Genomic DNA, 26,711 nt, shown 5'->3' on the forward strand with positions numbered 1-26,711 from the left:
TCATGGCAGACTATCAGGGTAGAAAAGTCGTCATCATCGGGTTGGGCCTCACCGGCCTGTCCTGTGTCGATTTCTTCATGGCGCGCGGCGTGACGCCGCGCGTGATGGATACCCGTATCGCGCCGCCAGGGTTGGACAAACTGCCTGAAAGCGTGGAGCGCCATCTGGGCGATCTGAATCAGGACTGGCTGCTGGCGGCGGATCTGATCGTCGCCAGCCCGGGCGTCGCGCTGGCGACCCCGGCATTGAGCGCCGCGGCGGACGCCGGCGTGGAAATCGTCGGTGACGTCGAACTGTTCTGCCGTGAAGCGCAGGCGCCGATCGTGGCGATCACCGGCTCCAACGGTAAAAGCACCGTCACCACCCTGGTGGGCGAGATGGCGAAAGCCGCCGGTTGGGCGGTGGGCGTGGGCGGCAATATCGGCCTGCCGGCGCTGAGCCTGCTGCGCCAGGAATGCCAGCTTTACGTGCTGGAGTTGTCCAGCTTCCAGCTGGAAACGACGTATAGCCTGCGGGCGGCGGCGGCGACCATCCTGAACGTGACCGAAGATCATATGGATCGCTATCCGTTCGGCCTGCAGCAGTATCGCGGCGCCAAGCTGCGCGTGTATGAAAACGCCGCGGTGTGCGTGGTGAACGCCGACGATGCGCTGACCATGCCGGTGCGCGGCGCCGACGCGCGCTGCGTCAGCTTCGGCGCCGACGTGGGCGACTATCACCTGAACCGTCAGCAGGGGGAAACCTGGCTGCGGGTGCGCGGTGAGAAAGTGCTGAATACGCGCGAGATGAAGCTGACCGGCCGCCACAATTACACCAACGCCCTGGCGGCGCTGGCGTTGGCGGATGCGGTCAATATTCCGCGCGCGTCCAGCCTGAAGGCGCTGACCACCTTCACCGGCCTGGCGCACCGCTTCCAGCTGGCTTGGGAGAACAACGGCGTGCGTTGGATCAACGATTCCAAAGCCACCAACGTCGGCAGCACCGAAGCGGCGCTGAACGGCCTGCAGGTAGACGGCACGCTGCATCTGCTGCTGGGCGGCGACGGCAAGTCCGCCGATTTCTCGCCGCTGGCGCGCTATCTGCAGGGCGACAATGTGCGGCTGTATTGCTTTGGCCGCGACGGCGCCCAGCTGGCACAGCTGCGGCCGGAGGTGGCGACGCTGACCGAGACCATGGAGCAGGCGATGCGCACCATCGCCGGCCGCGTACAGCCCGGCGACATGGTATTGCTGTCGCCGGCCTGCGCCAGCCTCGATCAGTTCCGTAATTTTGAAGTGCGCGGCGATGAGTTCGCCCGCCTGGCGCAGGAGCTTGGCGGATGAAACTACGCTTGCCGAACTTCGGGCTGACAGAGCGGATGAAAGACTGGGTGACCGGCGCGCGCGACAACGATGCGGTCAACATGGTGCTGTACGATCGCACCCTGCTGTGGCTGACCTTCGGGTTGGCATTCATCGGCTTCGTGATGGTGACCTCGGCGTCGATGCCGATCGGCCAACGCCTGGCAGACGATCCGTTCCTGTTCGCCAAACGTGACGCGCTGTACCTCGGCCTGGCGTTCGGTCTGTCGCTGGTGACGCTGCGTATCCCGATGGAAGTTTGGCAGCGTTACAGCAACGTGATGCTGCTGATGTCGATCGTGATGCTGCTGATCGTGCTGGTGGTGGGGAGCTCGGTAAACGGGGCCTCGCGCTGGATCGCGCTCGGCCCGCTGCGTATTCAGCCGGCGGAGCTGTCCAAGCTGTCGCTGTTCTGCTACCTGGCGAGCTATCTGGTGCGCAAGGTGGAAGAGGTGCGCAGCAACTTCTGGGGCTTCTGCAAGCCGATGGGCGTGATGGTGGTGCTGGCGGTGCTGCTGCTGGCGCAGCCGGACCTCGGTACCGTGGTGGTGCTGTTCATCACCACGCTGGCGATGCTGTTCCTGGCCGGCGCGAAAATGTGGCAATTCCTGGCGATCATCGGCTCCGGCGTGTTCGCCGTGGTGCTGCTGATCATCGCGGAACCGTACCGTATGCGCCGCGTGACCTCGTTCTGGAACCCGTGGGCCGACCCGTTCGGCAGCGGCTACCAGCTGACCCAGTCGCTGATGGCGTTTGGCCGCGGCGAGTTCTGGGGGCAGGGGCTCGGCAACTCGGTGCAGAAACTCGAGTATTTGCCGGAAGCGCACACCGACTTCATCTTCTCCATTTTGGGTGAAGAACTGGGCTATATCGGTGTGGTTTTAGCCCTGTTAATGGTATTCTTCGTCGCTTTTCGCGCGATGTCCATCGGGCGCCGCGCGCTGGAGATCGACCAACGCTTCTCCGGCTTCCTGGCCTGCGCGATCGGCGTATGGTTCAGCTTCCAGGCGCTGGTTAACGTCGGCGCCGCGGCGGGCATGCTGCCGACCAAAGGTCTGACGCTGCCGCTGATCAGTTACGGCGGTTCAAGCTTGCTGATTATGTCGACGGCCATCGTGCTGTTGCTGCGAATTGATTATGAAACGCGCCTGACGAAGGCTCAGGCGTTTGTGAAGAGGTAAGGGATGAGCGGGAAACCTAAGCGTTTAATGGTGATGGCAGGCGGTACCGGCGGGCACGTGTTCCCGGGGCTGGCGGTCGCGCATCATCTGATGGCGCAGGGCTGGCAGGTGCGCTGGCTCGGAACCGCAGACCGAATGGAAGCCGATCTGGTGCCGAAGCACGGGATCGAGATTGATTTTATCCGCATCTCCGGCCTGCGCGGCAAAGGCCTGAAGGCCCAGCTGACTGCGCCGCTGCGGATCTGGCAGGCGGTGCGCCAGGCGAAAGCCATCATGCGCAGCTATCAGCCGGATGTGGTGCTGGGGATGGGCGGTTACGTGTCCGGCCCCGGCGGCCTGGCGGCCTGGCAGTGCGGCATCCCGGTGGTGCTGCACGAACAAAACGGCATCGCCGGCTTGACCAACCGCTGGCTGGCGCGCATCGCCGCCAAAGTGATGCAGGCCTTCCCCGGCGCGTTCCCGAACGCCGAGGTGGTGGGCAACCCGGTACGTACCGACGTGTTGGCGCTGCCGTTGCCGGCGGAGCGGTTGCAGGGGCGCGAAGGCCCGATCCGCGTGCTGGTGATTGGCGGAAGTCAGGGCGCGCGCGTGCTGAATCAGACAGTTCCTGAAGTCGCGGCGCGTTTGGGCGATAGAATTACGCTCTGGCATCAGGTTGGCAAGGGCGCGCTGGAAACGGTGCTGCGCGACTACGAAAGGGTAGGGCAGACGCAGCACAAGGTGACCGAGTTCATCGACGACATGGCCGCCGCCTACGCCTGGGCCGACGTGGTGGTCTGCCGCTCCGGCGCGTTGACCGTCAGCGAAATCGCGGCGGCGGGGCTGCCGGCGATCTTCGTGCCGTTCATGCATAAGGATCGTCAGCAGTACTGGAACGCGCGCCCGCTGGAAGAAGCCGGCGCGGCGAAGATTATCGAACAGCCGCAGTTCAACGCCGATGTGGTGGCCGAACTGCTGGCGAGCTGGGATCGCAAGACGCTGCTGGCCATGGCCGAGAAAGCGCGCGCGGTCGCCATTCCGGACGCCACCGAGCGCGTGGCGGCGGAGCTGGTGCGGCTCGCCAAGTAACGAGTGCAGGGGTTCGGTGCGCCGAACCTGAATAAAAGCAATGTGATGTAGGGCCGGGGTACCGGATCCGGATTAGAGAGAGTGATGAATACACAACAACTGGCGAAACTACGTACTATCGTGCCCGAGATGCGTCGCGTCCGGCACATTCACTTTGTCGGCATCGGTGGTGCCGGCATGGGTGGTATCGCCGAAGTGTTGGCAAACGAAGGGTATCAGATCAGCGGCTCCGACCTGGCGCCGAATCCGGTCACCCAACAGTTGAGCGCGCTCGGGGCGACGATTTACTTCAATCACCGTCCGGAAAACGTGCTGGATGCGAGCGTGGTGGTGGTGTCTACCGCCATCTCCGCCGACAACCCGGAGATCGTCGCCGCCCGTGAAGCGCGCATCCCGGTGATCCGCCGCGCAGAGATGCTGGCGGAGCTGATGCGTTTTCGCCACGGCATCGCTATCGCCGGCACGCACGGCAAAACCACCACCACGGCGATGGTTTCGAGCATTTACGCCGAAGCCCGCCTGGACCCGACCTTTGTCAACGGCGGGCTGGTGAAGGCGGCGGGCACCCATGCGCGACTGGGGTCCAGCCGTTATCTGATCGCGGAAGCGGATGAGAGCGATGCGTCGTTCCTGCATCTGCAGCCGATGGTGGCCGTGGTCACCAATATCGAAGCCGACCACATGGACACCTACCAGGGCGACTTTGAGAACCTGAAGCAGACGTTTATCAATTTCTTGCACAACCTGCCGTTCTACGGCCGCGCGGTGATGTGCATCGACGATCCGGTAGTGCGCGAGCTGTTGCCGCGCGTGGGTCGCCACATCACCACCTATGGCTTCAGTGACGATGCCGATGTGCGCATCGAAGACTACCGGCAGATTGGGCCGCAGGGGCACTTTACCCTGAGCCGTCAGGACAAGCCGTTGCTGACGGTGACGCTGAACGCGCCGGGCCGCCACAATGCGTTGAACGCCGCAGCGGCGGTAGCGGTAGCGACCGAAGAAGGCATCGACGACGAAGATATCCTGCGCGCGCTGGCGGGCTTCCAGGGCACCGGGCGCCGCTTCGATTTCCTCGGTGAGTTCCCGCTGGAGCCGGTCAACGGCAAAGCAGGCAGCGCGATGCTGGTGGACGACTACGGCCACCATCCGACCGAAGTGGACGCCACGCTGAAAGCGGCGCGCGCCGGCTGGCCGGACAAGCGTCTGGTGATGATCTTCCAGCCGCACCGTTATACGCGCACCCGCGATCTGTACGACGATTTCGCCAACGTGCTGTCGCAGGTGGATGTGCTGCTGATGCTCGACGTGTACGCCGCCGGCGAAGCGCCGATCCCGGGCGCGGACAGCCGTTCGCTGTGCCGCACCATCCGCAGCCGCGGTAAGCTGGATCCGATCCTGGTTTCCGATGCCGATACCGTGCCGGAAACCCTGGCGCAGCTGCTGCAGGATGAAGACCTGGTGCTGGTGCAAGGCGCCGGCAACGTGGGCAAAATCGCCCGTAAACTGGCCGAGCTGAAGCTGCAGCCGCCGAAGAAAGAGGAGGAGCACCATGGCTGATAAAGTTGCAGTTCTGCTGGGCGGCACCTCCGCTGAACGTGACGTTTCCCTGCAATCCGGCGCCGCGGTGCTGGCCGGGTTGCGCGAAGCCGGTATCGATGCGCACGGCGTCGATACCCGCGATTTCCCGGTGACCCAGCTGAAAGAGCAGGGGTTCACCAAAGTGTTTATCGCGCTGCATGGCCGCGGCGGCGAGGACGGCACCCTACAGGGGCTGCTGGAGTTCCTCGAGCTGCCTTATACCGGCAGCGGCGTGATGGCCTCGGCGCTGACCATGGACAAATGGCGCACCAAGATGGTGTGGCAGTCGATGGGCTTGCCGGTGGCGCCTTACGTGGCGCTGAATCGCCAGCTGTATCTCGGCGCTGAAAAAGCAGCGCTGCTGGCGCGCGTGGCGGATCTCGGCCTGCCGCTGATCGTCAAGCCGAGCCGAGAAGGCTCCAGCGTCGGCATGAGCAAGGTCACCGAGAGCGCCGCGTTGGAAGCCGCGCTGGAAGAGGCCTTCCGTCATGACGACGATGTGCTGGTGGAGAAATGGCTGAGCGGCCCGGAATACACCGTGGCGATGCTGGGCGACCAGGTGCTGCCGTCGATCCGCATCCAGCCGGCCGGCGTGTTTTACGACTATCAGGCCAAGTACATTTCGGACGACACGCAGTACTTCTGCCCGAGCGGTTTGAGCGCCGAGCAGGAAGCCGAGATGGCGGCGTTGGCGCTGCGCGCCTATCGCGGCCTGGACTGCAGCGGCTGGGGTCGCGTCGACGTGATGCAAGACAGCGATGGCAGCTTCTATCTGCTTGAGGTGAATACCTCTCCGGGCATGACCAGTCATAGCCTGGTGCCGATGGCAGCGCGCCAGTTTGGATTAAGCTTCTCGCAGTTGGTGGCGAGAATTTTGGAGTTGGCCGACTGATATGTCGCAAGCTGCCCTGAATGCGCGCGATCGCGAGGTGGATAACGGCCCGCGCCGCAGCAATGGAACCCAGTTGGCGGGAATGATTTTCCTGCTGATGGTGTTGGGAACGGTCGTGTGGAGCGGTTGGGCGGTGCTTGGCTGGATGAAAGACGCCAGTCGCCTGCCGCTCTCAAGGCTGGTGGTGACCGGCGAACGCCACTACACCACCAACGATGATATTCGTCAGGCGATCCTGGCGCTGGGCGCGCCCGGCACCTTTATGACGCAGGATGTGGACGTTATCCAGCAGCAGATCGAGCGTCTGCCGTGGATCAAGCAGGCCAGCGTGCGCAAACAATGGCCGGATGAGCTGAAGATCCATCTGGTGGAGTATGTCCCGGTGGCGCGCTGGAACGATTTGCACATGGTGGACGCCGAAGGTAAAGCGTTCAGCGTGCCGGCGGAGCGGGCGGGCAAGCAGAAGTTGCCGCTGCTCTACGGGCCGGAAGGGAGCGAGCAGGATGTGCTGGAAGGCTATCGGGCGATGAGCGCTTCGTTGGCGGCCAGCAAATATACGCTGAAAATGGCGGCGATGACCGCGCGCCATTCCTGGCAGCTGGCGCTGGACAACGATGTCCGGCTTGAGCTGGGGCGCGATGACCGCAATGGGCGTTTGCAGCGGTTTATCGAGCTTTACCCGGTATTGCAGCAGCAGGGCCAGGCGGAGAGCAAGCGTGTCAGCTATGTCGATCTGCGCTACGAGTCCGGCGCTTCGGTAGGGTGGGCTCCGGTGTTGGTCGATCCGCAGGCGCTTGGCGGTCAGCAAAACAGTAATCAGCAACAGAATCAGGCACAGGCAAAACAACAATGATCAAGTCGACGGACAGAAAACTGGTAGTTGGACTGGAGATCGGTACTGCAAAAGTCTCCGCGTTGGTAGGGGAAGTTCTGCCCGATGGCATGGTCAACATTATCGGGGTGGGCAGCTGCCCGTCTCGCGGCATGGATAAGGGTGGCGTAAACGACCTGGAGTCGGTGGTGAAGTGCGTACAGCGCGCCATCGATCAGGCCGAGCTGATGGCGGACTGCCAGATTTCCTCGGTGTATCTGGCGCTGTCGGGCAAACACATCAGCTGCCAGAACGAAATCGGCATGGTGCCGATCTCGGAAGAGGAAGTGACGCAGGACGACGTGGAGAACGTGGTGCACACCGCCAAATCGGTGCGCGTGCGCGACGAACACCGCATTCTGCACGTGATTCCTCAGGAATACGCCATCGATTATCAGGAAGGCATCAAAAACCCGGTTGGGCTGTCCGGCGTGCGCATGCAGGCCAAGGTGCATCTGATTACCTGCCATAACGATATGGCGAAGAACATCGTCAAGGCCGTGGAACGTTGCGGCCTGAAAGTTGACCAACTTATTTTCGCCGGTCTGGCCGCGAGCTACGCGGTGCTGACCGAAGATGAACGCGAACTCGGCGTTTGCGTGGTGGATATCGGCGGCGGCACCATGGATATGGCGGTGTACACCGGCGGTGCGCTGCGCCACACCAAAGTGATCCCTTATGCCGGGAACGTGGTCACCAGCGATATCGCCTACGCCTTCGGCACGCCGCCGACCGACGCGGAAGCGATTAAAGTTCGACACGGCTGTGCGCTTGGGTCGATTGTTAGCAAGGATGAGAATGTAGAGGTGCCTAGCGTCGGGGGACGTCCTCCGCGCAGTCTGCAAAGACAGACGCTGGCTGAAGTCATTGAGCCACGCTACACCGAACTGTTGAATCTGGTTAACGATGAAATTTTGCAATTGCAGGAGCAACTGCGTCAGCAAGGGGTGAAGCATCATCTGGCGGCAGGTATCGTGCTGACCGGTGGCGCCGCCCAGATTGATGGCCTGGCAGCCTGTGCGCAACGGGTGTTCCACACCCAGGTACGCATCGGCCAACCCTTGAACATCACGGGTCTGACGGATTATGCGCAGGAGCCTTACTACTCGACGGCGGTAGGTCTGCTGCACTATGGAAAAGAGTCTCACCTGAGCGGTGAGACGGAAGTAGAAAAACGCGCCTCGGTGGGCAATTGGTTTAAACGCATCAATAGCTGGCTGAGAAAAGAGTTTTAATGTTTCAACAAAGAGATCATGCTGAGTAATCTTTTTATGATCTCGCAGCGACAGGCACAAAACGGAGAGAAACTATGTTTGAACCAATGGAACTAACCAATGACGCGGTGATTAAAGTCATCGGCGTCGGCGGCGGCGGTGGCAACGCCGTTGAACACATGGTGCGCGAGCGCATCGAAGGTGTTGAATTCTTCGCTGTGAACACGGACGCCCAGGCGCTCCGCAAAACGGCGGTTGGCCAAACCATCCAGATCGGTAGCGGTATTACCAAAGGTCTGGGTGCGGGCGCGAACCCGGAAGTGGGTCGCAATTCAGCGGAAGAAGACCGCGAAGCCCTGCGCGCAGCGCTGGACGGCGCAGACATGGTCTTCATCGCGGCCGGCATGGGCGGCGGTACCGGTACCGGTGCGGCGCCAGTGGTGGCTGAAGTGGCTAAAGATTTGGGTATTCTGACCGTGGCCGTGGTGACCAAGCCTTTCAACTTCGAAGGCAAGAAGCGCATGGCATTCGCGGAGCAGGGTATCGCTGAGCTGTCCAAACACGTGGACTCGCTGATCACCATCCCGAACGACAAATTGCTGAAAGTTCTGGGGCGCGGCATCTCTCTGCTGGACGCGTTCGGCGCGGCCAACGACGTGCTGAAAGGCGCGGTGCAGGGTATCGCCGAGCTGATCACCCGTCCGGGCCTGATGAACGTCGACTTCGCCGACGTGCGCACCGTGATGTCCGAAATGGGCTACGCGATGATGGGTTCCGGCGTGGCTTGCGGTGAAGACCGTGCCGAAGAAGCTGCCGAAATGGCGATCTCCAGCCCACTGCTGGAAGACATCGACCTGTCCGGCGCGCGCGGCGTGCTGGTCAACATTACCGCCGGCTTCGACCTGCGTCTGGATGAGTTCGAAACCGTGGGTAACACCATCCGTGCGTTCGCTTCCGACAACGCGACCGTGGTTATCGGTACCTCGCTGGATCCGGAAATGAACGACGAACTGCGCGTTACCGTGGTTGCAACCGGTATCGGTATGGACAAACGTCCTGAAATCACCCTGGTGACCAATAAGCAGGCCAGCCAGCCGGTGATGGATCACCGTTATCAGCAGCACGGCATGTCGCCTCTGCCGCAGGAAGTGAAACCTGCCGCCAAGGTGGTCAACGACCAAGCTGCGCAACCGAATAAAGAGCCCGACTATCTTGATATTCCAGCCTTCCTGCGTAAACAGGCAGACTAAGAATATCCTGAGAATTTGGAATCTCCGCTCTTTGTGCTAAACTGTCCCGCCGGCCATGCTGTATGCTTGGCTGGTAGGATGGATAACATTGCGAGATAAAACGATGATCAAACAAAGGACATTAAAACGTATTGTTCAGGCGACTGGCGTCGGTTTGCATACCGGCAAGAAAGTCACGCTGACAATGCGCCCAGCGCCGGCTAATACCGGGGTCATCTATCGTCGCACTGACTTGAATCCACCGGTTGATTTTCCGGCTGATGCAAAATCCGTGCGTGATACCATGCTCTGTACTTGCCTGGTGAATGAGCATGACGTGCGTATTTCGACCGTTGAGCACCTCAACGCCGCGCTGGCTGGGTTGGGCATCGACAACATCGTTATCGAAGTCGACGCCGCTGAAATCCCAATCATGGACGGCAGCGCCAGTCCGTTCGTGTTCTTGCTGCTGGATGCCGGCATCGAAGAGCTGAACTCGGCGAAGAAATTCCTGCGTCTGAAAGAGACCGTGCGTGTTGAAGATGGCGACAAATGGGCCGAGCTGTCCCCGCATAACGGGTTCCGCCTGGACTTCACCATCGACTTCAACCACCCGGCTATCGACGCCAGCTCTCAACGCTATCGTCTTGATTTCTCGGCTGAGTCGTTCGTGCGTCAAATCAGCCGCGCGCGCACCTTCGGTTTCATGCGCGACATCGAATACCTGCAGTCCCGCGGCCTGGCCCTGGGCGGCAGCTTCGACTGCGCCATCGTGGTGGATGACTACCGCGTGCTGAACGAAGACGGCCTGCGTTTCGAAGACGAATTCGTACGTCACAAAATGCTGGACGCCATCGGCGACCTGTTCATGTGCGGCCACAACATCATTGGCGCGTTTACCGCGTACAAGTCTGGCCACGCGTTGAACAACAAACTGCTGCAGGCCGTGCTGGCCAAGCAGGAAGCGTGGGAATACGTGACCTTCCAGGACGAAGCCGAAATGCCGTTGGCATTCAAGGCACCGTCTACCGTATTGGCGTAAGGTCTGAATTCCTCGCCCGCTGCGAATAACGGCAGGCGCATCCTCTGAGAGCCTGAGCATTCAGGCTCGTGATGCGGTCTGATGTTTTGCAGTTGTGTCGCTGATTACTTATCACGACTGGTTGTGTTGGTACCCTCTCCGGCCAATGCAGCCAGCCGTTCCAATATATTGCGCAGTTTTTCCGGGCTACGGTTCGCCAATCCTCTCAGTTCTTCCGCACTTTCCAGACTCAAATGCCGCATCGGCACCGGTTTTTCCGGCGCTTTCTCTGCGTTTTGCACCTGGTGGCTGCCTTTCGCCATCAAGGCCGGATTAATCCTGATGTCGATCGACGACAATGATGGTAGAATTTGCGCTCGTAGTGCAGACAGCAAAGCGGGTTGTTCGTAGCGCAAGCGCATCATCCAACTGGCATTTGCCGTTTCGAGCACTAAAATACCCTGTCGGAAATTCGCGACGCGGCACCAGGGATGCAGGGGAGCGGGCAACAGGCCCTTCACTGCACGGTTAAGCTTGAGCAGCGCCACCGCGCGTTGCTGGACGTTATGCAGCGGCCCTTTGCTGCCGGCAGACGCGTCGTCGAACAGGACATCTAATAATTGTGGACGGCTATCGCGCATAATGGGCTCCGGCGGATTATAAACTCGTGATCGGTATTCTAAATCGTTGGCGACAATTTGGCAGACGTTATTTCTGGCCCCATCTCCTGTTAGGGATGGTTGCGGCCACGCTTGGCGCGTCTTCCAGTTTGTCCGGCGCCCCCGATCAGGCCGCACTGCCGAATACGTCGTCCAGCCTTAACCGGCAAAATGCGGCCAATGGCACCTTCAACAGCCTGGCCCTGCTGCAGGACGCGCACCGCCGCCCTACCTTCAGCGTAGATTATTGGCAGCAACATGCGCTGCGCACCGTCATTCGTCACCTCTCATTCGCGCTGGCACCGCAGGCGGTTTATGCGCGGGTGCAGGAGAGCGAAGCCGAAGCGGAACCCCCTTTGCAGGTGGCGCAACTGGCGCTGCTGTCCACACTCAACGCGCTGCTGACGCACGAGCCGAAGCCGCCGACCATCATTCGCCACACCCACCTTGAGGTGCTGCCAACGCTGGCACGGCACCAGACCGGTCTGTGGGTGGCGCAGGTACAGGGCATTCGCGCCGGGCCTGCCGCGCTCGTCTGACTCCGCCCTTCGGGCACAAAAACCATAAATAATAGCAAGTTGACTGCCGTGTCAGGCCGTCATGACAGAGATATCAAACATCATGTTAGTGAAATTATTAACCAAAGTTTTTGGCAGCCGTAACGATCGTACCCTGCGCCGCATGCGCAAAGTGGTTGAGCAGATCAACCGCATGGAACCGGACATGGAAAAACTGTCCGATGATGAGCTGAAAGCGAAAACCAACGAATTCCGCGCGCGCCTGGAGAAGGGCGAATCGCTGGAAAGCCTGATCCCGGAAGCCTTCGCCGTAGTGCGTGAGGCGAGTAAACGCGTGTTCGGCATGCGTCACTTCGACGTGCAGCTGCTGGGCGGCATGGTGCTGAATGACCGCTGCATCGCCGAGATGCGCACCGGTGAAGGTAAAACCCTGACCGCCACGCTGCCGGCCTACCTGAACGCCCTGAGCGGCCGCGGCGTGCACGTCGTGACCGTCAACGACTATCTGGCGCAGCGTGACGCCGAAAACAACCGTCCGCTGTTCGAGTTCCTCGGCCTGAGCATCGGTATCAACCTGCCGGGCATGCCGGCGCCGGCCAAGCGTGAAGCTTACGCCGCCGACATCACCTACGGCACCAACAACGAATACGGCTTCGACTACCTGCGCGACAACATGGCGTTCAGCCCGGAAGAGCGCGTGCAGCGCAAACTGCACTATGCGCTGGTGGATGAGGTGGACTCCATCCTGATCGATGAAGCGCGTACGCCGCTGATCATCTCCGGCCCGGCCGAAGACAGCTCCGAGATGTACATCAAGGTCAACAAGCTGATCCCTAAACTGATCCGCCAGGAAAAAGAAGACTCCGACACCTTCAAGGGTGAAGGGCACTTCTCGGTGGATGAGAAGGCGCGCCAGGTTCACCTGACCGAACGCGGCCTGATCCTGATCGAAGAGATGCTGGTGGAAGCCGGCATCATGGATGAGGGCGAGTCGCTGTACTCGCCGACCAACATCATGCTGATGCACCACGTTACCGCCGCGCTGCGCGCCCACGTGCTGTTCACCCGCGACGTTGACTACATCGTGAAAGACGGCGAAGTGATCATCGTCGACGAACACACCGGCCGTACCATGCAGGGCCGCCGTTGGTCCGACGGCCTGCACCAGGCGGTGGAAGCCAAAGAAGGCGTGGAGATCCAGAACGAGAACCAGACGCTGGCTTCGATCACCTTCCAGAACTACTTCCGCCTGTACGAGAAGCTGGCGGGGATGACCGGTACCGCCGATACCGAAGCCTTCGAATTCAGCTCGATCTACAAGCTGGACACCATCGTGGTGCCAACCAACCGTCCGATGATCCGTAAGGACATGCCGGATCTGGTATATATGACCGAGAAAGAGAAGATCGGCGCCATCATCGAAGACATCCGCGAGCGTACCGCCAAAGGCCAGCCGGTGCTGGTGGGCACCATCTCGATCGAGAAATCCGAAGTGGTTTCCCGCGAACTGACCAAAGCGGGCATCGAGCACAAGGTGCTGAACGCCAAGTTCCACGCCATGGAAGCGGATATCGTCGCCCAGGCCGGCCAGAGCGGCGCGGTGACCATCGCCACCAACATGGCGGGCCGTGGTACCGATATCGTGCTGGGCGGCAGCTGGCAGGCCGAAGTAGCGCTGCTGGAAGCGCCGACCGAAGAGCAGATTGAAGCCATCAAAGCCGCCTGGAAAGAACGCCACGACGCGGTGCTGGCGGCGGGCGGCCTGCATATCATCGGCACCGAGCGCCATGAATCGCGCCGTATCGATAACCAGCTGCGCGGCCGTTCCGGTCGTCAGGGCGATGCCGGTTCATCCCGCTTCTACCTGTCGATGGAAGATGCCCTGATGCGTATCTTCGCTTCGGATCGCGTGTCCGGCATGATGCGTAAACTGGGTATGAAAGAAGGCGAAGCGATTGAGCACCCGTGGGTGACCAAGGCGATCGCCAACGCCCAGCGCAAGGTAGAGAGCCGCAACTTCGACATCCGTAAGCAGCTGCTGGAATACGACGACGTCGCCAACGATCAGCGCCGCGCCATCTACAGCCAGCGTAACGAATTGCTGGACGTGTCCGACGTGAGCGAAACCATCGCCAGCATCCGCGAGGACGTGTTCAAGAGCACCATCGACAACTACATCACGCCGCAGTCGCTGGAAGAAGAGTGGGATATTCAGGGGTTGGAAGAGCGCCTGAAGAACGACTTCGATCTGGAGATGCCGATCGCACAATGGCTGGACAAAGAGCCGGAGCTGCACGAAGAGACGCTGCGCGAACGCATTCTGGAGAACGCCAAAGAGCAGTACCAGCGTAAGGAAGACGTGGTCGGCAGCGAAATGATGCGCAACTTCGAGAAGGGCGTGATGCTGCAGACGCTGGATTCCCTGTGGAAAGAACACCTGGCGGCGATGGACTACCTGCGTCAGGGTATCCACCTGCGCGGCTATGCGCAGAAGGATCCGAAGCAGGAGTACAAGCGCGAATCCTTCAACATGTTCGCCACCATGCTGGAATCGCTGAAATATGAAGTGATCAGCGTGCTGAGCAAGGTTCAGGTGCGGATGCCGGAAGAGGTGGAAGCGCTGGAACAGCAGCGCCGTGAAGAGGCCGAGCGCCTGGCGCAGCACCAACAGTTGAGCCACCACGACGAGAACGCGCTGGTGACCGAAGATCCGAACGCGCCGGCGACCGCCGAGCGTAAAGTGGGCCGCAACGATCCATGCCCATGCGGCTCCGGCAAGAAATACAAGCAGTGCCACGGCCGCCTGCAGTAATGCCGGCCGCGGTTAACCGATAACACCAGGGGTTCAGCTTGCTGAGCCCCTGTTTTTTGACACCCATCAGGAGGGTGAGATGAAACATTTGAATATCGCCGTGGGCATCATCCGCAATGCGCAACGGGAGATCTTTATTACCCGCCGCGCCGCCGACGCGCACATGGCCGGGTTCTGGGAGTTTCCCGGCGGCAAGATCGAACAGGGTGAAACGCCGGAACAGGCGCTGAGCCGCGAGCTGCGGGAAGAGACCGGTATCGAAGCCGAACGTGCCGAGCTGCTGGAGGTGGTGGAGCATCGCTTCAGCGATCGCATCGTGACGCTGAATTTTTATCTGGTGGAGGCCTGGGCAGGCGAGCCGTTCGGCCGTGAAGGGCAACCGATGCGCTGGGTAAAACAGGCGGATCTGCGTGAAGACGAATTCCCGGAAGCCAACGTCGGCATCATCCGACTGTTGGTGGCGCAGGCGAACGCCGCGCAATGACAAGCGTGGCCTGGCGCCTGCCAGGCCAACCGTGGGCGATCAGCGATCGTCCATTTCACTCCAGTCTTCGCTTTCCGACAGATCGCTGTTGCTCGGAATGCGCTTCTCTTCATCGGCCCACTCGCCGAGATCGATCAGCTGGCAGCGCTTGCTGCAAAACGGCCGGAATGGGCTGACTTCACCCCAAACCACGCCGGTGCCACAGGTTGGGCATTTTACTACGGTCGTCATAACGGTTCCTTACGCCTTCTGTCAGTGCTGAGAAGGCTTTCTTTCACAAGTTCAACAACAGGCCAGTTCGAACGTCAGGCGTTCAGGCACCACGCCATTTTCGCTGTCCAGCGGCAGGAAACGAATGGCATAACGCGTCTTGTGGCCGGAAATCTGCGGATAAAGCTGCGGCGCCAGATGGAGGCGCAGGCGCAGCAGATCTGCCCCTTCGGCATTATCCTGGAAAAAGCCGTTCAGGCTGATTTGATTGCGGAACGGTCCGGACTGGCGGATCAGATCCAGCACCATGGTCAGCGCCTGGTTCAGCGGATCCAGCGACTGCAGCCAGGCGGCGACGTCGGCATCGCGATCCTGCTGCGGCGCGTGCATCCACATGTGCAGGGTCGGCAGATCGAAGCTGCAGCAGCCGCCGGGAATGTTCAGCCGTTGACGCACCAGGCCGATCAGCCGGTCTTCACGCAGCGCCTGGCCGAGGCGCGGCGCCGCCATCAGCGCCGATGCGCGCGACTTCAACTGGCCGCGCAACTGATCGATCAGCGCCATGTCCACGCCCGGCACATCGGCCCAGGCCAGCAGTTTTTGCTGCTGGCGCTCCAGCTCTTTGAGCAGTTCGGTGCGCACTTCGCCGCGCTCCAGCACGTCCAGCAAGTCGGAGACGGTGCGAAAGAAGGTGAGGGCGATGGCGGTTTCGCTCAGGGCGCGTTGGCCGTGCAGCTGTTGCAGCAGGAATTCGATGCGCAGCCAGGTGCGCATTTTTTCGTTCAGCGGGTGTTCAAAGAGAACGGTTGGGGAAACATCACTCATGCAGTTTAATCCTGTTGGGGCGCTGTTGCCGCCAGTTCAAGGTAGCGACGATGCAGTGCGGCGACCTGTGGCTCTATCCCCTGAGCGGCGCCGCTGTTGTCAATAATGTCATCCGCCACGGCGAGGCGCTGCCGGCGCGTGGCCTGGGCGGCGAGAATGCTTTGCGCCTGCTCACGGCTGACGCTGTCGCGCGCGATGGTGCGAGCCAGCTGGGTTTCGGCGTCGACGTCGATCACCAGCACCCGATCGGCGCGATCCTGCAGGCCGTTTTCCACCAGCAACGGCACCACCCACAGCGCGTACGGGCTGGCGGCCTGCGCCAGTTGGCGCTGGGTTTCACGGTGTATCAGCGGATGCAGCAGCTGGTTCAGCCAGGTTTTGTCATCGGGATGGCTGAAGATGCGCTGACGCAGCGCAGCACGGTTCAACGCGCCGTCCGGCAGCAACATTTCATTACCAAATCGTTCGGCGATCGCGGCCAAGGCAGGGGTGCCTGGCTCGACGACCTGACGGGCGATCACGTCGGCATCGACAAGGGTTGCGCCGTGGCGCGCAAAGGCGTTCGCGACGGTCGTCTTGCCGCTGCCTATGCCCCCGGTCAACGCAACAATGTAGGCCATGGTGTTAGGTGCATCCGATGTTCATAAAAAAATAATAGTCGAATCATAAAGCGATCGCGCAGAAGTGCAAGTCGGCAGGCGGCGCTTGCGCGTCGGCACCGTTCGGGCGGCGAGAAAAAGCGCAGCGGCACGGCAAAAATGAGCGGGCAATCACACTGCGGTTATGCAGGTAAATTTGTCGGATTGTAGCGTAAATAAAGGCGAATTCGCAGTCTTGTTCGGCGATTATTAGCGCGTATTATAACGTCACTGGAACTGGCATTAATCTCGCCGCCGTCTTTTTGCGCCACTGGAAAGCCGTCGGGCAGAGATTCGAACATCCTCCTTGCGATCCTTCGCCATTAACCAGGAAATCATAAGTCATGCGTATTGAAGAAGATTTGAAGTTGGGCTTTAAAGACGTGTTGATCCGCCCTAAGCGCTCCACGCTGAAAAGCCGCTCCGAGGTTGAACTGGAACGTCAGTTTACCTTCAAGCATTCAGGTTGCAGCTGGTCCGGCGTGCCGATTATCGCCGCTAACATGGACACGGTGGGCACCTTCCGCATGGCCGAGGCCCTGGCTTCTTTCGACGTTCTCACCGCCGTACACAAACATTACAGCGTCGAGCAATGGGCTGACTTTGTGCAGCGCATGCCGGAATCGGTGCTGCGCCACGTGATGGTGTCCACCGGCACCTCCGAAGCCGACTTCGCCAAAATGCAGCAGATCCTGGCCCTGTCTCCGGCGCTGAAATTCATCTGCATCGACGTGGCCAACGGCTACTCTGAACACTTCGTCGCCTTCCTGCAGAAAGCGCGCGAAGCCTGCCCGAATCACGTGATCTGCGCCGGCAACGTAGTGACCGGCGAGATGGTGGAAGAGCTGATCCTCTCCGGCGCCGACATCGTTAAGGTTGGCATCGGCCCGGGCTCAGTCTGTACTACCCGCGTGAAGACCGGCGTGGGCTACCCGCAGCTGTCGGCGGTGATTGAATGCGCCGATGCGGCCCACGGGCTGGGCGGCCAAATCGTCAGCGACGGCGGCTGCTCGGTGCCGGGCGACGTCGCTAAAGCCTTCGGCGGCGGCGCTGACTTCGTGATGTTGGGCGGCATGCTGGCCGGCCACGACGAGTGTGAAGGCACCGTGGTGGAAGAGAACGGCGAAAAGTTCATGCTGTTCTACGGCATGAGCTCCGAGTCGGCGATGAAGCGCCACGTCGGCGGCGTGGCGGAGTATCGCGCGGCCGAAGGCAAAACCGTCAAACTGCCGCTGCGCGGCGAGGTGGAGTTTACCGTGCGCGATATCCTCGGCGGCCTGCGCTCTGCTTGCACCTACGTTGGCGCCGAGCGCCTGAAAGAGCTGACCAAGCGCACCACCTTTATCCGCGTGGCGGAGCAGGAAAACCGCGTCTTCGGCAGCAAATAAGCCGCACCTTGCATTCGGGCGTCGCGTACCGCGGCGCCCGCTATACCTCTCCTTTATCCCAGCACGCTCCCCAGTTGAAAGATAGGCAGGTACATGGCGATCACCAAAGCGCCGACAATCCCGCCCACCACCAGCATCAGCAGCGGCTCCAGCGTTTGCGCCAGCGTATCGGCCAGCTCGTGCGTCTGCCGTTCATACCACTGCGCCAATTTATCCAGCAAGACGTCCAGCGAGCCCGATTCTTCGCCCACCCGCACCAGCTGCCGGCACAGCGGCGGAAACAGCGGTTGCAGGGCGAGGGCGTGATGAAACGCCTCGCCTTCGGCGAGCTGCCGCTGCACCTGCTCCAGCGCCTGTCGGTACAGCAGATGGTCGGCCGCCAGCGCCGCCGCGTTCAACCCTTCCACCAGCGTCAGCCCCGCGCGTTGGGTCATGGTCAGAATACGAAACGTTTGGCTCAGCGCGCCGCCGCTCACCAGCCGGGCGATCAGCGGCAGGCGCAGCAAGGCGGCCTGCTCACGTCGGCGCCACGGCGGGCGCGGATGCAGCCAGCGGCAATAGCCGAACATCAACGCGCCGAGCAGCAGCGCCAAATAGGGGCCAACGGCGATCAGCAGCGCGGACAACCCCAATAACCCTTGGGTAAACCAGGGCAGCGGCGCATCGAACGACTGATAAACCTTGGCGAATTCCGGCAGCACCATCACCAGCATCAGCACGCTGACCAGCAGCGCCACCGCACAGATGAAGAGGGGATAGCGCAGCGCTTTGGTCACTTTGCGGCGCAGCAGCAGCTGGGCTTCCTGCTGTTGCGCCAGCTGCAGGCAACAGCGATCGAGATTGCCGTTTAGCTCGCCGATGGCGATCAGTTGGCGATAGATAAGTGGAAAAACGCCTGGCTGCGCGGCAAGGGTTTCGGAGAGCGGCTGCCCTTCGCGCACCTGTTCTGCCAACTGACGCAACAGGCAACGCCAGGCCGCCGAAGGGTGCTCTGCCGCCAGAAGCTGCAGCGTATTGACCAGCGGCAACCCGGCCTGCAGCAGGGTGGCGAGTTGGCGGGTGAAGTGGATCAAAGGTTCTCCGCGCCACTGGCCGGGCGTGACGCGTTTGCCGTGCCCGATCCGCCAGGGTTGCATACCTTGCTCAATCAGTAACCGGCTCACCTGCCGTTTTTCATCGCTCATCAGTTCGCCGTGGCGCAGGGCGCCCTGAGCGTCGAAAGCCTGCCACAGAAACAGCCGGCGCGCTTTCATGGCGCGGTTACGCCGAGCTGGACGACGTCGATCACGCGGTACAGCTCTTCCAGCGAGGTCGCGCCTTCGCTGGCCAGCGCCAGGCCCGCCTGCAGCAGCGAAAGCTGCCCCTGTTCGCGGGCGATATCCGCCAGCCGGCTGGGCGCGGCGTTCGCCAGCAACGCCGCCTGTATTTCCGGCGTAATGGGCAACAGTTCATACACGCCGATGCGCCCGTAGTAGCCGCCGAAGCAATGCTCGCAGCCATCGGCGCGCCAGGCGGTCAGCGGTTCCGGCCAGACCGAGGCAGGAAAATGCGTGGGTTGGCTGTGCGGGTAGCGGCAGTGGCGACACAGCCTGCGCACCAGCCGCTGCGCGATGACCAGTTTCAGACAGCCGGCGAGCAGGTAGCCGGGGATACCCATGTGCATCAGGCGCGTCAGGGTTTCGCCGGTGGAGTTGGTATGCAGCGTCGACAGCACCAGGTGGCCGGTTTGCGCGGCCTTGACCGCGATCTCGGCGGTTTCCGCATCGCGGATCTCGCCGATCATGATGACATCCGGATCCTGGCGCAGCAGGGCGCGCAGCACCCGGGCGAAGCTCAGCTCGGTTTTGGCGTTGATCTGGGTTTGATTGACGCCGAACAGCGGGATCTCGATCGGATCCTCGACGCTGCACAGGTTGCTTTGCGCATCGTTCAACTGGCGCAGGCCGCTGTACAGCGTTACCGTCTTGCCGCTGCCGGTCGGGCCGGTCACCAGGATCAAACCTTGCGGGCAGGCCAGCGCCGCCGCGTAGCGCGCCAGATCCGCTCGGCCCATGCCCAGTTGATCCAGCGGCAGCTCCTGCTGTTCGCCCTGCTGAACGCGCAGCACCACCTTTTCGCCGTGCAGCGTCGGCAGAGTGGCGATACGCATGGCATAGCGCGCGCCGTCCAACGTCAGGCTGAGCTGCCCGTCCTGAGGCTGACGGCGCTCGGCGATATCCAGCTGGCCGAGGATCTTCAGCCGGGCGATGAGGCGTGCGGTCAGCTGGGGTGACGGCGAGGCGAGGGTTTGCAGCACGCCGTCGATGCGCAGGCGAATGCGAAAATGCTGCCGAAAGGGCTCGAAGTGGACGTCCGAGGCGCGCCGCTGAATGGCCAGGCGCAGCGTCTGGTTGATGAACTGCACCACCGGCGCGTCGCCGTCGTCGGGGTAGGCGATGTCGGCGCTGTCTTCTTCGGCCGCCAGCGGCGCCGGCAGCGGTTCCTGGCGTTGGTTCAGCGCCTGCTCCAGCCTGGCCGCCGGCCATTGCTCCAGATGGATGCGCTTGCCGGTGGCGAAACGCAGCGCCGCCAGCAGCCCTTGCGGCGCCTCTTCGTTGAGGGCGATCGTCAGGGTGGTCGGATCTTCGTTCAGCGCCAGCGCCTGATAGCGCCGGCACAGGGCGTGAACTTCTTCGCTGATTTGCGCGTTCATCGCCGTTACTCCGCCGCGTTGTCGAAGCGGAAGACTTCCTGGCACACTTCAACCAGCGTTGCGTTTTCGCTGCTGCACAGCCGGCTCCAGCGGGTCAGCCCATCGGCGTTCGCTTTGGGGGTTAATGCCACCGCCAGCCCCTGCAGCGTTTGGGTGCCGGTCAGCGTGATCACGCCTTTGACGACTTTCACCCCGCTGACGTAACGCGACGTGCCGCCGGTGGGAATGCCTTTGCTGCCGGCTTCACAGCCGGTGGGGGCGCCTTCGTCCAGCACGCACAGCTCGACCGCCAGTTTGTACGGCGACATGGTTTGCAGCATGTCGGTCATCGCCGCTTTCTGGATATAGCGCTGGTAGGCGGGAATGCCGATGGCGCTGAGGATGGCGATGATGGCGATCACCACCATCAGTTCTATCAGGGTAAAGCCGCGTTGCGTTTCCATGCGTTGTTTCCTCCATTGGGGTGTGGAAGGCAACGGTAGCGGTTTGCGCGGGGGCACGGCGAGGGGCTTTTGCGCGTTTCTCGGCGCGCTTCCATCAGTAATGACGTTGTTTGCAGCGGTGAATAAAAGGGTGCGAGGGGCTTCGCAATTTTACGGTAACGCCCCCGGCAGCGGCCGGGGGCGAGGGGATCATTTGAAGCGCATCGACAGATCGAGCGCGGTCACATGCTTGGTCAGCGCGCCGACTGAAATGTAATCCACGCCGGTCTCGGCGAAGGTGCGCAGCGTCTCACTGGTGACGTTGCCGGATACTTCCAGCTGGGCGCGGCCCTGGGTTTGTGCGACCGCCTGGCGCATCATCTCGACGCTGAAGTTGTCCAGCATGATGATGTCGGCGCCGGCGTCCAGCGCCTGCTGCAGTTCATCGAGCGATTCGACTTCCACTTCCACCGGCACGTCGGCGTGCAGCCAGAAGGCTTTTTCCACCGCGTTCTTGATAGAGCCGGAGGCGATGATGTGGTTTTCCTTGATCAGAAAGGCGTCGGACAGGCCCAGCCGGTGGTTGCTGCCGCCCCCGCACAGCACGGCGTATTTCAGCGCGGTGCGCAGGCCGGGCAGGGTTTTGCGGGTATCGAGCAGGCGAGTCCGGGTGCCTTCCAGCAGAGCCACATAGCGGCTGACCTCGGTCGCCACGCCGGAGAGCGTCTGCACGAAGTTCAGCGCGGTGCGCTCGCCGGTCAGCATCACCCGCGCGGGGCCGCGCAGCCGGCAGAGCGGTTGGTTTGGCGTCAGACGGTCGCCGTCCGCCACCAGCCACTCCACCTGCACCTGATTGCCCAGCTGAATAAAGACCTCATTCAGCCAGCGGCGGCCACAGAATACGCCGGCTTCGCGGGTGATGACGGTGGCTTCGGCCTGCTTGTCCGCCGGTAACAGTTGCGCGGTAATATCGCGCCCGGCGTCGACTTCACCCCCCAGGTCTTCGCGCAGCGCCTGGGCGACGGCATAGGGAATATCACTTTCAATTCGTTCAAGAAGCTCGGTGCGGCGACTGTCGGCACTGTAGCGGCGTGTCGGCATGGAAAACTCCGAAATGGACGGTTAGATCGTAGGGGAACATGCTACTCTGTTGCAGGAATAAGTACCACCGCAGAGAGGTGTCTGATGCAGTTGGAAAATGGCTGGATTATCGGGGTGACGCGAGTGGTCTCGCCGCACTGCGATCGGCGCCCGGATGACGAGCCGCCGTCGCTGCTGGTCATCCACAACATCAGCCTGCCGCCCGGCGAGTTCGGCGGCCCCTATATCGACCAGCTGTTTACCGGCACGCTCGATCCCGCGCAGCACCCCTATTTCGCCGAGATCCATCAGCTGCGGGTGTCGGCGCACTGCCTGATCCGCCGCGACGGGGAGATCGTGCAGTACGTGCCCTTCGACCAGCGCGCCTGGCACGCGGGCGTTTCCCTGTATCAGGGGCGCGACCGGTGCAACGATTTCTCCATCGGCATCGAGCTGGAAGGCACCGATCAGTTACCCTACACCGAGGCGCAATACCGCGCGCTGCAGGCGGTCACCGCGCTGCTGGCCGAACATTATCCGCCGCTGGTGGCCAATATCGCCGGGCATTGCGATATCGCCCCCGGCCGCAAGACCGATCCCGGGCCGGCGTTCGATTGGGATCGCTATCTGGCATCTCTGGAACAACGCGGCGCGCCCGCCGACGCTATGCTTGAGACAAGAAAAAGGGAGAGGAATCGCTAATGACGCTGTTTACGCTGTTGCTGGTTTTGGCCTGGGAGCGCCTGTTTAAGCTGGGAGAACACTGGCAGCTGGATCACCGTCTCGAAGTGGTGTTTCAGCGGCTGCATCGGGTTTCGCTGGCGCAGACGCTGGCGATGACCGCCGCCTGGATGGTGGTCGTCTGGGGCGTTCTGTGGCTGTCGCACGGGTTGTTCTTCGGCGTGGTGACGCTGCTGCTGTGGATCGTCATCGATCTGCTGTGCGTCGGCGCCGGCATCAAGCGCAAACACTACCGCGCCTACCTGAAAGCGGCGCGGCAGGGCGATACCCACGCCAGCGATCAGATGGCGGAAGAGCTGGCGTTGATCCACGGTTTGCCGGTGGACTGCAGCGAAGAGCTGCGCCTGCGCGAGCTGCAAAACGCGCTGCTGTGGATCAACTTCCGTTATTATCTGGCGCCGCTGTTCTGGTTCGTGGTCTTTGGGCCTTACGGGCCGATCGCGCTGGCGGGATATGCCTTCCTGCGCGCCTATCAAACCTGGCTGGCGCGCCACAATACGCCGCTGGAGCGTTCGCAATCGGGCATCGATCACCTGCTGAACTGGCTGGACTGGATCCCGGTGCGCTTGGCCGGGGTGGCCTATGCGCTGTTCGGCCACGGCGAGCGGGCGCTGCCGGCCTGGTTCGCCTCGCTGGGGGATCGGCATTCATCGTCGTATCAGGTGCTGACGCGGTTGGCGCAGTTCTCGCTGGCGCGCGATCCGCATATGGATCCGGTGCAAACGCCGCGGGCGGCGGTGACGCTGGCGCGCAAGGTGACGATGATCATCGTGGTGGTGGTGGCGCTGTTGACCATTTACGGCACGCTGCTTTAAGCGGCAGCGAAAAGCAAAACGGGCGCCGAGGCGCCCGTTTTTTTGGCCATTCGGCCGGGATTACAGCTTGGCGAAGCAGCGACGCGCGGCGTCGATGGTGCGCTGAATGTCTTCCTTGCTGTGCGCCACGGACATGAAGCCCGCTTCGAAGGCGGACGGCGCCAGATACACCCCTTCTTCCAGCATCAGATGGAAGAAGCGCTTGAAGCGTTCCACGTCGCACTGCATCACGTCCTGGTAGCAGGTGACCGCCGGCGCGTCGGTGAAGAACAGGCCGAACATGCCGCCGACGTTGTTGACCACCAGCGGGATATCCTCTTCCTGCGCCGCGTGCAGCAGGCCAGCGGCCAGCATCTCGGTCAGTTCGGTCAGCGTCTGGTGCACGCCCACCTGCGACACTTCGGTCAGGCAGGCATAGCCCGCCGCCATGGCGATCGGGTTGCCGGACAGGGTGCCCGCCTGGTAGACCGGGCCGGTCGGCGCCAGCGCGTCCATCACGTCGCGGCGGCCGCCGAAGGCGCCCACCGGCATGCCGCCGCCGATGATTTTGCCGAGGCAGGTCAGATCCGGCTCGACGCCGTAATAGGACTGTGCGCCGGCCAGCGCCACGCGGAAGCCGGTCATCACTTCATCGATGATCAAGAGCGCGCCGTACTTGTCGCACAGCGCGCGCAGGCCCGGCAGGAATTCCGGCAGCGGCGGCACGCAGTTCATGTTGCCGGCGACCGGCTCGACGATGATACAGGCGATCTCGGACGGGTACTGCTCGAAGGCGGCCCGCACCGAATTCAGGTCGTTATAGGTGCAGGTCAGGGTGTGCTTGGCGAAATCTGCCGGCACGCCCGGTGAGTTCGGCTGGCCGAGGGTCAGCGCGCCGGAACCGGCTTTCACCAGCAGGCAGTCGGCGTGGCCGTGGTAGCAGCCTTCGAACTTGATGATTTTGTCGCGGTTGGTGTAGCCGCGCGCCAGGCGGATGGCGCTCATGGTGGCTTCGGTGCCCGAGTTCACCATGCGCACCATATCCATCGTCGGCACCAGCTCAGTGACCAGCTGCGCCATTTTGACTTCCATCTCGGTCGGCGCGCCGAAGCTCAGGCCGCGCTGCGCCGCTTCGATCACCGCGTCGCGGATCGCCGGGTGGTTGTGCCCCAGCACCATCGGCCCCCAGGAACCGACATAGTCGATATAGGCCTTGCCGTCGGCATCGAACAGATAAGCCCCGTCTGCCCGCTCGATAAACAGCGGCACACCGCCCACGCCGGTGAATGCACGCACCGGAGAGTTCACCCCGCCGGGGATCAACTGTTGCGCCTGGGCGTACAGACTTTCGGACTTGCTGTGTAGGCTCATAAATCGGCTCCTGGATTCTCTTTTGAATGATTTGACCGCGCTATTCTAGAGGAGAGCGCTGCGTTATGAAACGATCACAGTCAGATACCATTAACGGCAGCGCCCGCCGCCGGGTTGGGGTAGAATAACCGCCTTGCCTATTTGTATTACAAATTACCTAACGAATTACTCGCGATGACGGAATCACAATCACAGCCAGTCGGGACGTTGAGCCCGCGTCTTAGCCGCAGCGATGCGGTGCGTCAGTTTATTCGCCGCGATAAAACGCCGGTGGCGATCCTGGTGATGGCCGCGCTGGTGGGGACGCTGGCCGGTTTGCTCGGCGTGGCCTTCGATAAGGCGGTGGAGTGGGTGCAGCAGCAGCGGCTGGCTTCGCTGGCGCAGGTCGCCGACTCCTGGATCCTGGTGTGGCCGCTGGCGTTTATCCTGTCCGCCGCGCTGGCGGCGCTGGGCTATTACCTGGTGCGGCGCTTTGCCCCTGAGGCGGGCGGCTCGGGCATTCCGGAGATCGAAGGCGCGCTGGAGGAGCTGCGGCCGGTGCGCTGGTGGCGCGTGATCCCGGTGAAATTCATCGGCGGCATGGGCACGCTGGGGGCGGGCATGGTGCTGGGGCGCGAAGGGCCCACGGTGCAAATGGGTGGCAACGTCGGGCGCATGGTATTGGACGTGCTGCGCATTCGCGGCGCCGAGGCGCGTCATACGCTGCTGGCGACCGGGGCTGCCGCCGGGTTGTCCGCTGCGTTCAACGCGCCGCTGGCCGGCATCTTGTTCATCATCGAAGAGATGCGGCCGCAGTTCCGCTACAACCTGATCTCGATTAAAGCGGTGTTTATCGGCGTGATCATGTCGAGCGTGGTGTTCCAGCTGTTTAACGGCCAGGGCTCGGTGATCGCGGTCGACAAACTTTCTTCGGCGCCCATCAATACCCTGTGGCTCTATCTGGTGCTGGGGGCGATATTCGGCGCGGTGGGCGTGGGGTTCAACGCGCTGATCTTCCGCACTCAAGACATGTTCGCGCGTTTGCACGGCGGCAGAATGCGCAATGTCTTGCTGATGGGCGGGCTGCTCGGCGGCGTGTGCGGCATTCTGGGGCTGATCCAGCCGGAGGCGGCGGGCGGCGGCTTTGGGCTGATCCCGATCGCCGCGGCGGGCAATTACAGCGTCGGCATGTTGATGTTCATCTTTATTACCCGCATCTTCACTACGTTGCTGTGCTTCGGCTCCGGCGCGCCGGGCGGCATCTTCGCGCCGATGCTGGCGCTGGGCACGCTGTTCGGCACCGCCTTCGGGCTGGCCGGGGCGCACCTGTTCCCGCAGTACGGCATCGAGGCGGGCACCTTCGCCATCGCCGGCATGGGGGCGCTGTTCGCCGCTACGGTGCGCGCCCCGCTGACCGGCATCGTACTGGTGCTGGAAATGACCGACAACTACCAACTCATTTTACCGATGATCATCACCTGCCTCGGCGCCACGGTGGTGGCGCAGCTGCTCGGTGGCAAGCCGCTGTATTCGTCGATCCTGGCCCGCACGCTGCAAAGGCAGGAGGCGCAGCTGGCGCGGGAAGCAGCGGAGAAAACAGGTAAGGAAAATACAACAAATGCGGTGAATACTTGAACGCAACACTCAGGTATCGGATAATCGTTAATATTAATCAGGCAGCCATAGTAGCGATCTGATGCT

General features: G+C 62.0%; 25 protein-coding genes. 16 read left to right on the forward strand and 9 right to left on the reverse strand.

Features of this window, described 5'->3' with window-relative positions:
* The first annotated feature begins 2 nt into the window (after positions 1-2).
* From murD to lpxC, 9 genes are all read left to right on the forward strand, one after another.
* Positions 3-1,322 carry a UDP-N-acetylmuramoyl-L-alanine--D-glutamate ligase gene (gene murD / locus SSARUM2_RS03285; RefSeq protein WP_033652914.1) on the forward strand — a complete coding sequence of 440 codons (1,320 nt, stop codon included), beginning with the start codon at positions 3-5 and terminating at the stop codon, positions 1,320-1,322.
* The gene (gene ftsW, locus SSARUM2_RS03290; protein ID WP_047569331.1) at positions 1,319-2,521 is read left to right on the forward strand and encodes a cell division protein FtsW; all 1,203 of its coding nucleotides are present in this window, start codon (positions 1,319-1,321) and stop codon (positions 2,519-2,521) included. The genes murD and ftsW overlap by 4 nt, the downstream gene beginning before the upstream one ends.
* A 3-nt stretch (positions 2,522-2,524) precedes the next feature.
* Positions 2,525-3,589 carry an undecaprenyldiphospho-muramoylpentapeptide beta-N-acetylglucosaminyltransferase gene (murG, locus tag SSARUM2_RS03295; protein WP_004932773.1) on the forward strand — a complete coding sequence of 355 codons (1,065 nt, stop codon included), beginning with the start codon at positions 2,525-2,527 and terminating at the stop codon, positions 3,587-3,589.
* A gap of 84 nt (positions 3,590-3,673) precedes the next feature.
* Positions 3,674-5,149: a UDP-N-acetylmuramate--L-alanine ligase gene (gene murC / locus SSARUM2_RS03300; protein WP_033637105.1), complete on the forward strand. Its 1,476-nt coding sequence runs from the start codon at positions 3,674-3,676 to the stop codon at positions 5,147-5,149.
* Positions 5,142-6,062, forward strand: coding sequence for a D-alanine--D-alanine ligase (locus SSARUM2_RS03305; RefSeq protein ID WP_033641257.1), 921 nt, complete (start codon positions 5,142-5,144; stop codon positions 6,060-6,062). The genes murC and SSARUM2_RS03305 overlap by 8 nt, the downstream gene beginning before the upstream one ends.
* A gap of 1 nt (position 6,063) precedes the next feature.
* Positions 6,064-6,915 (forward strand): cell division protein FtsQ, encoded by an 852-nt coding sequence (gene ftsQ / locus SSARUM2_RS03310; RefSeq protein ID WP_033637108.1) that lies wholly within the window; start codon positions 6,064-6,066, stop codon positions 6,913-6,915.
* Entirely contained in the window at positions 6,912-8,168 is a 1,257-nt protein-coding gene (ftsA, locus tag SSARUM2_RS03315) for a cell division protein FtsA (RefSeq protein ID WP_004932758.1), read from the forward strand. Before ftsQ ends, ftsA begins: the two co-directional genes overlap by 4 nt.
* Positions 8,169-8,242: 74 nt before the next feature.
* Positions 8,243-9,397 carry a cell division protein FtsZ gene (gene ftsZ, locus SSARUM2_RS03320; RefSeq protein WP_004932757.1) on the forward strand — a complete coding sequence of 385 codons (1,155 nt, stop codon included), beginning with the start codon at positions 8,243-8,245 and terminating at the stop codon, positions 9,395-9,397.
* 103 nt (positions 9,398-9,500) lie between these two features.
* Positions 9,501-10,418, forward strand: coding sequence for a UDP-3-O-acyl-N-acetylglucosamine deacetylase (lpxC, locus tag SSARUM2_RS03325; protein ID WP_025159644.1), 918 nt, complete (start codon positions 9,501-9,503; stop codon positions 10,416-10,418).
* A gap of 104 nt (positions 10,419-10,522) precedes the next feature.
* On the opposite strand, the gene SSARUM2_RS03330 is transcribed toward lpxC, so the two are convergent.
* Positions 10,523-11,038: a DUF721 domain-containing protein gene (locus tag SSARUM2_RS03330; protein WP_060452774.1), complete on the reverse strand. Its 516-nt coding sequence runs from the start codon at positions 11,036-11,038 to the stop codon at positions 10,523-10,525.
* A 26-nt stretch (positions 11,039-11,064) separates the two neighbouring features.
* On the opposite strand from SSARUM2_RS03330, the gene secM reads away from it, so the two are divergent.
* The 3 genes from secM to mutT all read left to right on the forward strand — a co-directional run bounded on the left by secM (position 11,065) and on the right by mutT (position 14,870).
* Positions 11,065-11,595 carry a secA translation cis-regulator SecM gene (gene secM / locus SSARUM2_RS03335; protein WP_033649205.1) on the forward strand — a complete coding sequence of 177 codons (531 nt, stop codon included), beginning with the start codon at positions 11,065-11,067 and terminating at the stop codon, positions 11,593-11,595.
* 82 nt (positions 11,596-11,677) lie between these two features.
* Entirely contained in the window at positions 11,678-14,386 is a 2,709-nt protein-coding gene (gene secA / locus SSARUM2_RS03340) for a preprotein translocase subunit SecA (RefSeq protein ID WP_049213091.1), read from the forward strand.
* Positions 14,387-14,465: 79 nt separating this feature from the next.
* Positions 14,466-14,870 carry an 8-oxo-dGTP diphosphatase MutT gene (mutT, locus tag SSARUM2_RS03345; protein ID WP_033652916.1) on the forward strand — a complete coding sequence of 135 codons (405 nt, stop codon included), beginning with the start codon at positions 14,466-14,468 and terminating at the stop codon, positions 14,868-14,870.
* A gap of 39 nt (positions 14,871-14,909) precedes the next feature.
* Here mutT and yacG read toward each other — a convergent pair whose 3' ends face one another.
* The 3 genes from yacG to coaE are packed head-to-tail and all read right to left on the reverse strand — an operon-like array spanning position 14,910 to position 16,525.
* Positions 14,910-15,101, reverse strand: coding sequence for a DNA gyrase inhibitor YacG (gene yacG, locus SSARUM2_RS03350; RefSeq protein WP_004932737.1), 192 nt, complete (start codon positions 15,099-15,101; stop codon positions 14,910-14,912).
* Positions 15,102-15,152: 51 nt separating this feature from the next.
* Positions 15,153-15,905: a cell division protein ZapD gene (gene zapD, locus SSARUM2_RS03355; RefSeq protein WP_033637118.1), complete on the reverse strand. Its 753-nt coding sequence runs from the start codon at positions 15,903-15,905 to the stop codon at positions 15,153-15,155.
* A 5-nt stretch (positions 15,906-15,910) separates the two neighbouring features.
* Entirely contained in the window at positions 15,911-16,525 is a 615-nt protein-coding gene (coaE, locus tag SSARUM2_RS03360; RefSeq protein WP_060439090.1) for a dephospho-CoA kinase, read from the reverse strand.
* A gap of 362 nt (positions 16,526-16,887) precedes the next feature.
* On the opposite strand from coaE, the gene SSARUM2_RS03365 reads away from it, so the two are divergent.
* Positions 16,888-17,931, forward strand: coding sequence for a GMP reductase (locus SSARUM2_RS03365; protein ID WP_015376656.1), 1,044 nt, complete (start codon positions 16,888-16,890; stop codon positions 17,929-17,931).
* A gap of 53 nt (positions 17,932-17,984) precedes the next feature.
* Here SSARUM2_RS03365 and hofC read toward each other — a convergent pair whose 3' ends face one another.
* From hofC to nadC, 4 genes are all read right to left on the reverse strand, one after another.
* Positions 17,985-19,184: a protein transport protein HofC gene (gene hofC, locus SSARUM2_RS03370; protein WP_060452773.1), complete on the reverse strand. Its 1,200-nt coding sequence runs from the start codon at positions 19,182-19,184 to the stop codon at positions 17,985-17,987.
* Complete coding sequence (gene gspE / locus SSARUM2_RS03375; RefSeq protein ID WP_060452772.1) at positions 19,181-20,623, reverse strand: type II secretion system protein GspE; 1,443 nt, start codon at positions 20,621-20,623, stop codon at positions 19,181-19,183. The genes hofC and gspE overlap by 4 nt, the downstream gene beginning before the upstream one ends.
* A 5-nt stretch (positions 20,624-20,628) precedes the next feature.
* Positions 20,629-21,066 (reverse strand): prepilin peptidase-dependent pilin, encoded by a 438-nt coding sequence (ppdD, locus tag SSARUM2_RS03380; RefSeq protein ID WP_033649215.1) that lies wholly within the window; start codon positions 21,064-21,066, stop codon positions 20,629-20,631.
* A 189-nt stretch (positions 21,067-21,255) separates the two neighbouring features.
* Positions 21,256-22,146: a carboxylating nicotinate-nucleotide diphosphorylase gene (gene nadC / locus SSARUM2_RS03385; protein ID WP_019455086.1), complete on the reverse strand. Its 891-nt coding sequence runs from the start codon at positions 22,144-22,146 to the stop codon at positions 21,256-21,258.
* A gap of 84 nt (positions 22,147-22,230) precedes the next feature.
* Here nadC and ampD point away from each other — a divergent pair, with 84 nt between their 5' ends.
* Together ampD and ampE are read left to right on the forward strand one after the other, a co-directional pair.
* Positions 22,231-22,827 (forward strand): 1,6-anhydro-N-acetylmuramyl-L-alanine amidase AmpD, encoded by a 597-nt coding sequence (ampD, locus tag SSARUM2_RS03390; RefSeq protein WP_039568845.1) that lies wholly within the window; start codon positions 22,231-22,233, stop codon positions 22,825-22,827.
* A complete protein-coding gene (gene ampE, locus SSARUM2_RS03395; protein ID WP_025301586.1) occupies positions 22,827-23,681 on the forward strand; it encodes a beta-lactamase regulator AmpE in 855 nt (284 codons plus the stop codon). The genes ampD and ampE overlap by 1 nt, the downstream gene beginning before the upstream one ends.
* A gap of 60 nt (positions 23,682-23,741) precedes the next feature.
* On the opposite strand, the gene hemL is transcribed toward ampE, so the two are convergent.
* Positions 23,742-25,031: a glutamate-1-semialdehyde 2,1-aminomutase gene (gene hemL, locus SSARUM2_RS03400; protein ID WP_060452771.1), complete on the reverse strand. Its 1,290-nt coding sequence runs from the start codon at positions 25,029-25,031 to the stop codon at positions 23,742-23,744.
* A 174-nt stretch (positions 25,032-25,205) separates the two neighbouring features.
* On the opposite strand from hemL, the gene clcA reads away from it, so the two are divergent.
* Positions 25,206-26,645, forward strand: coding sequence for a H(+)/Cl(-) exchange transporter ClcA (gene clcA, locus SSARUM2_RS03405; RefSeq protein ID WP_033637129.1), 1,440 nt, complete (start codon positions 25,206-25,208; stop codon positions 26,643-26,645).
* Positions 26,646-26,711 lie beyond the last annotated feature (66 nt).

It is taken from the genome of Serratia sp. K-E0102 (assembly GCF_029962625.1).
Classification (GTDB): domain Bacteria; phylum Pseudomonadota; class Gammaproteobacteria; order Enterobacterales; family Enterobacteriaceae; genus Serratia; species Serratia sarumanii.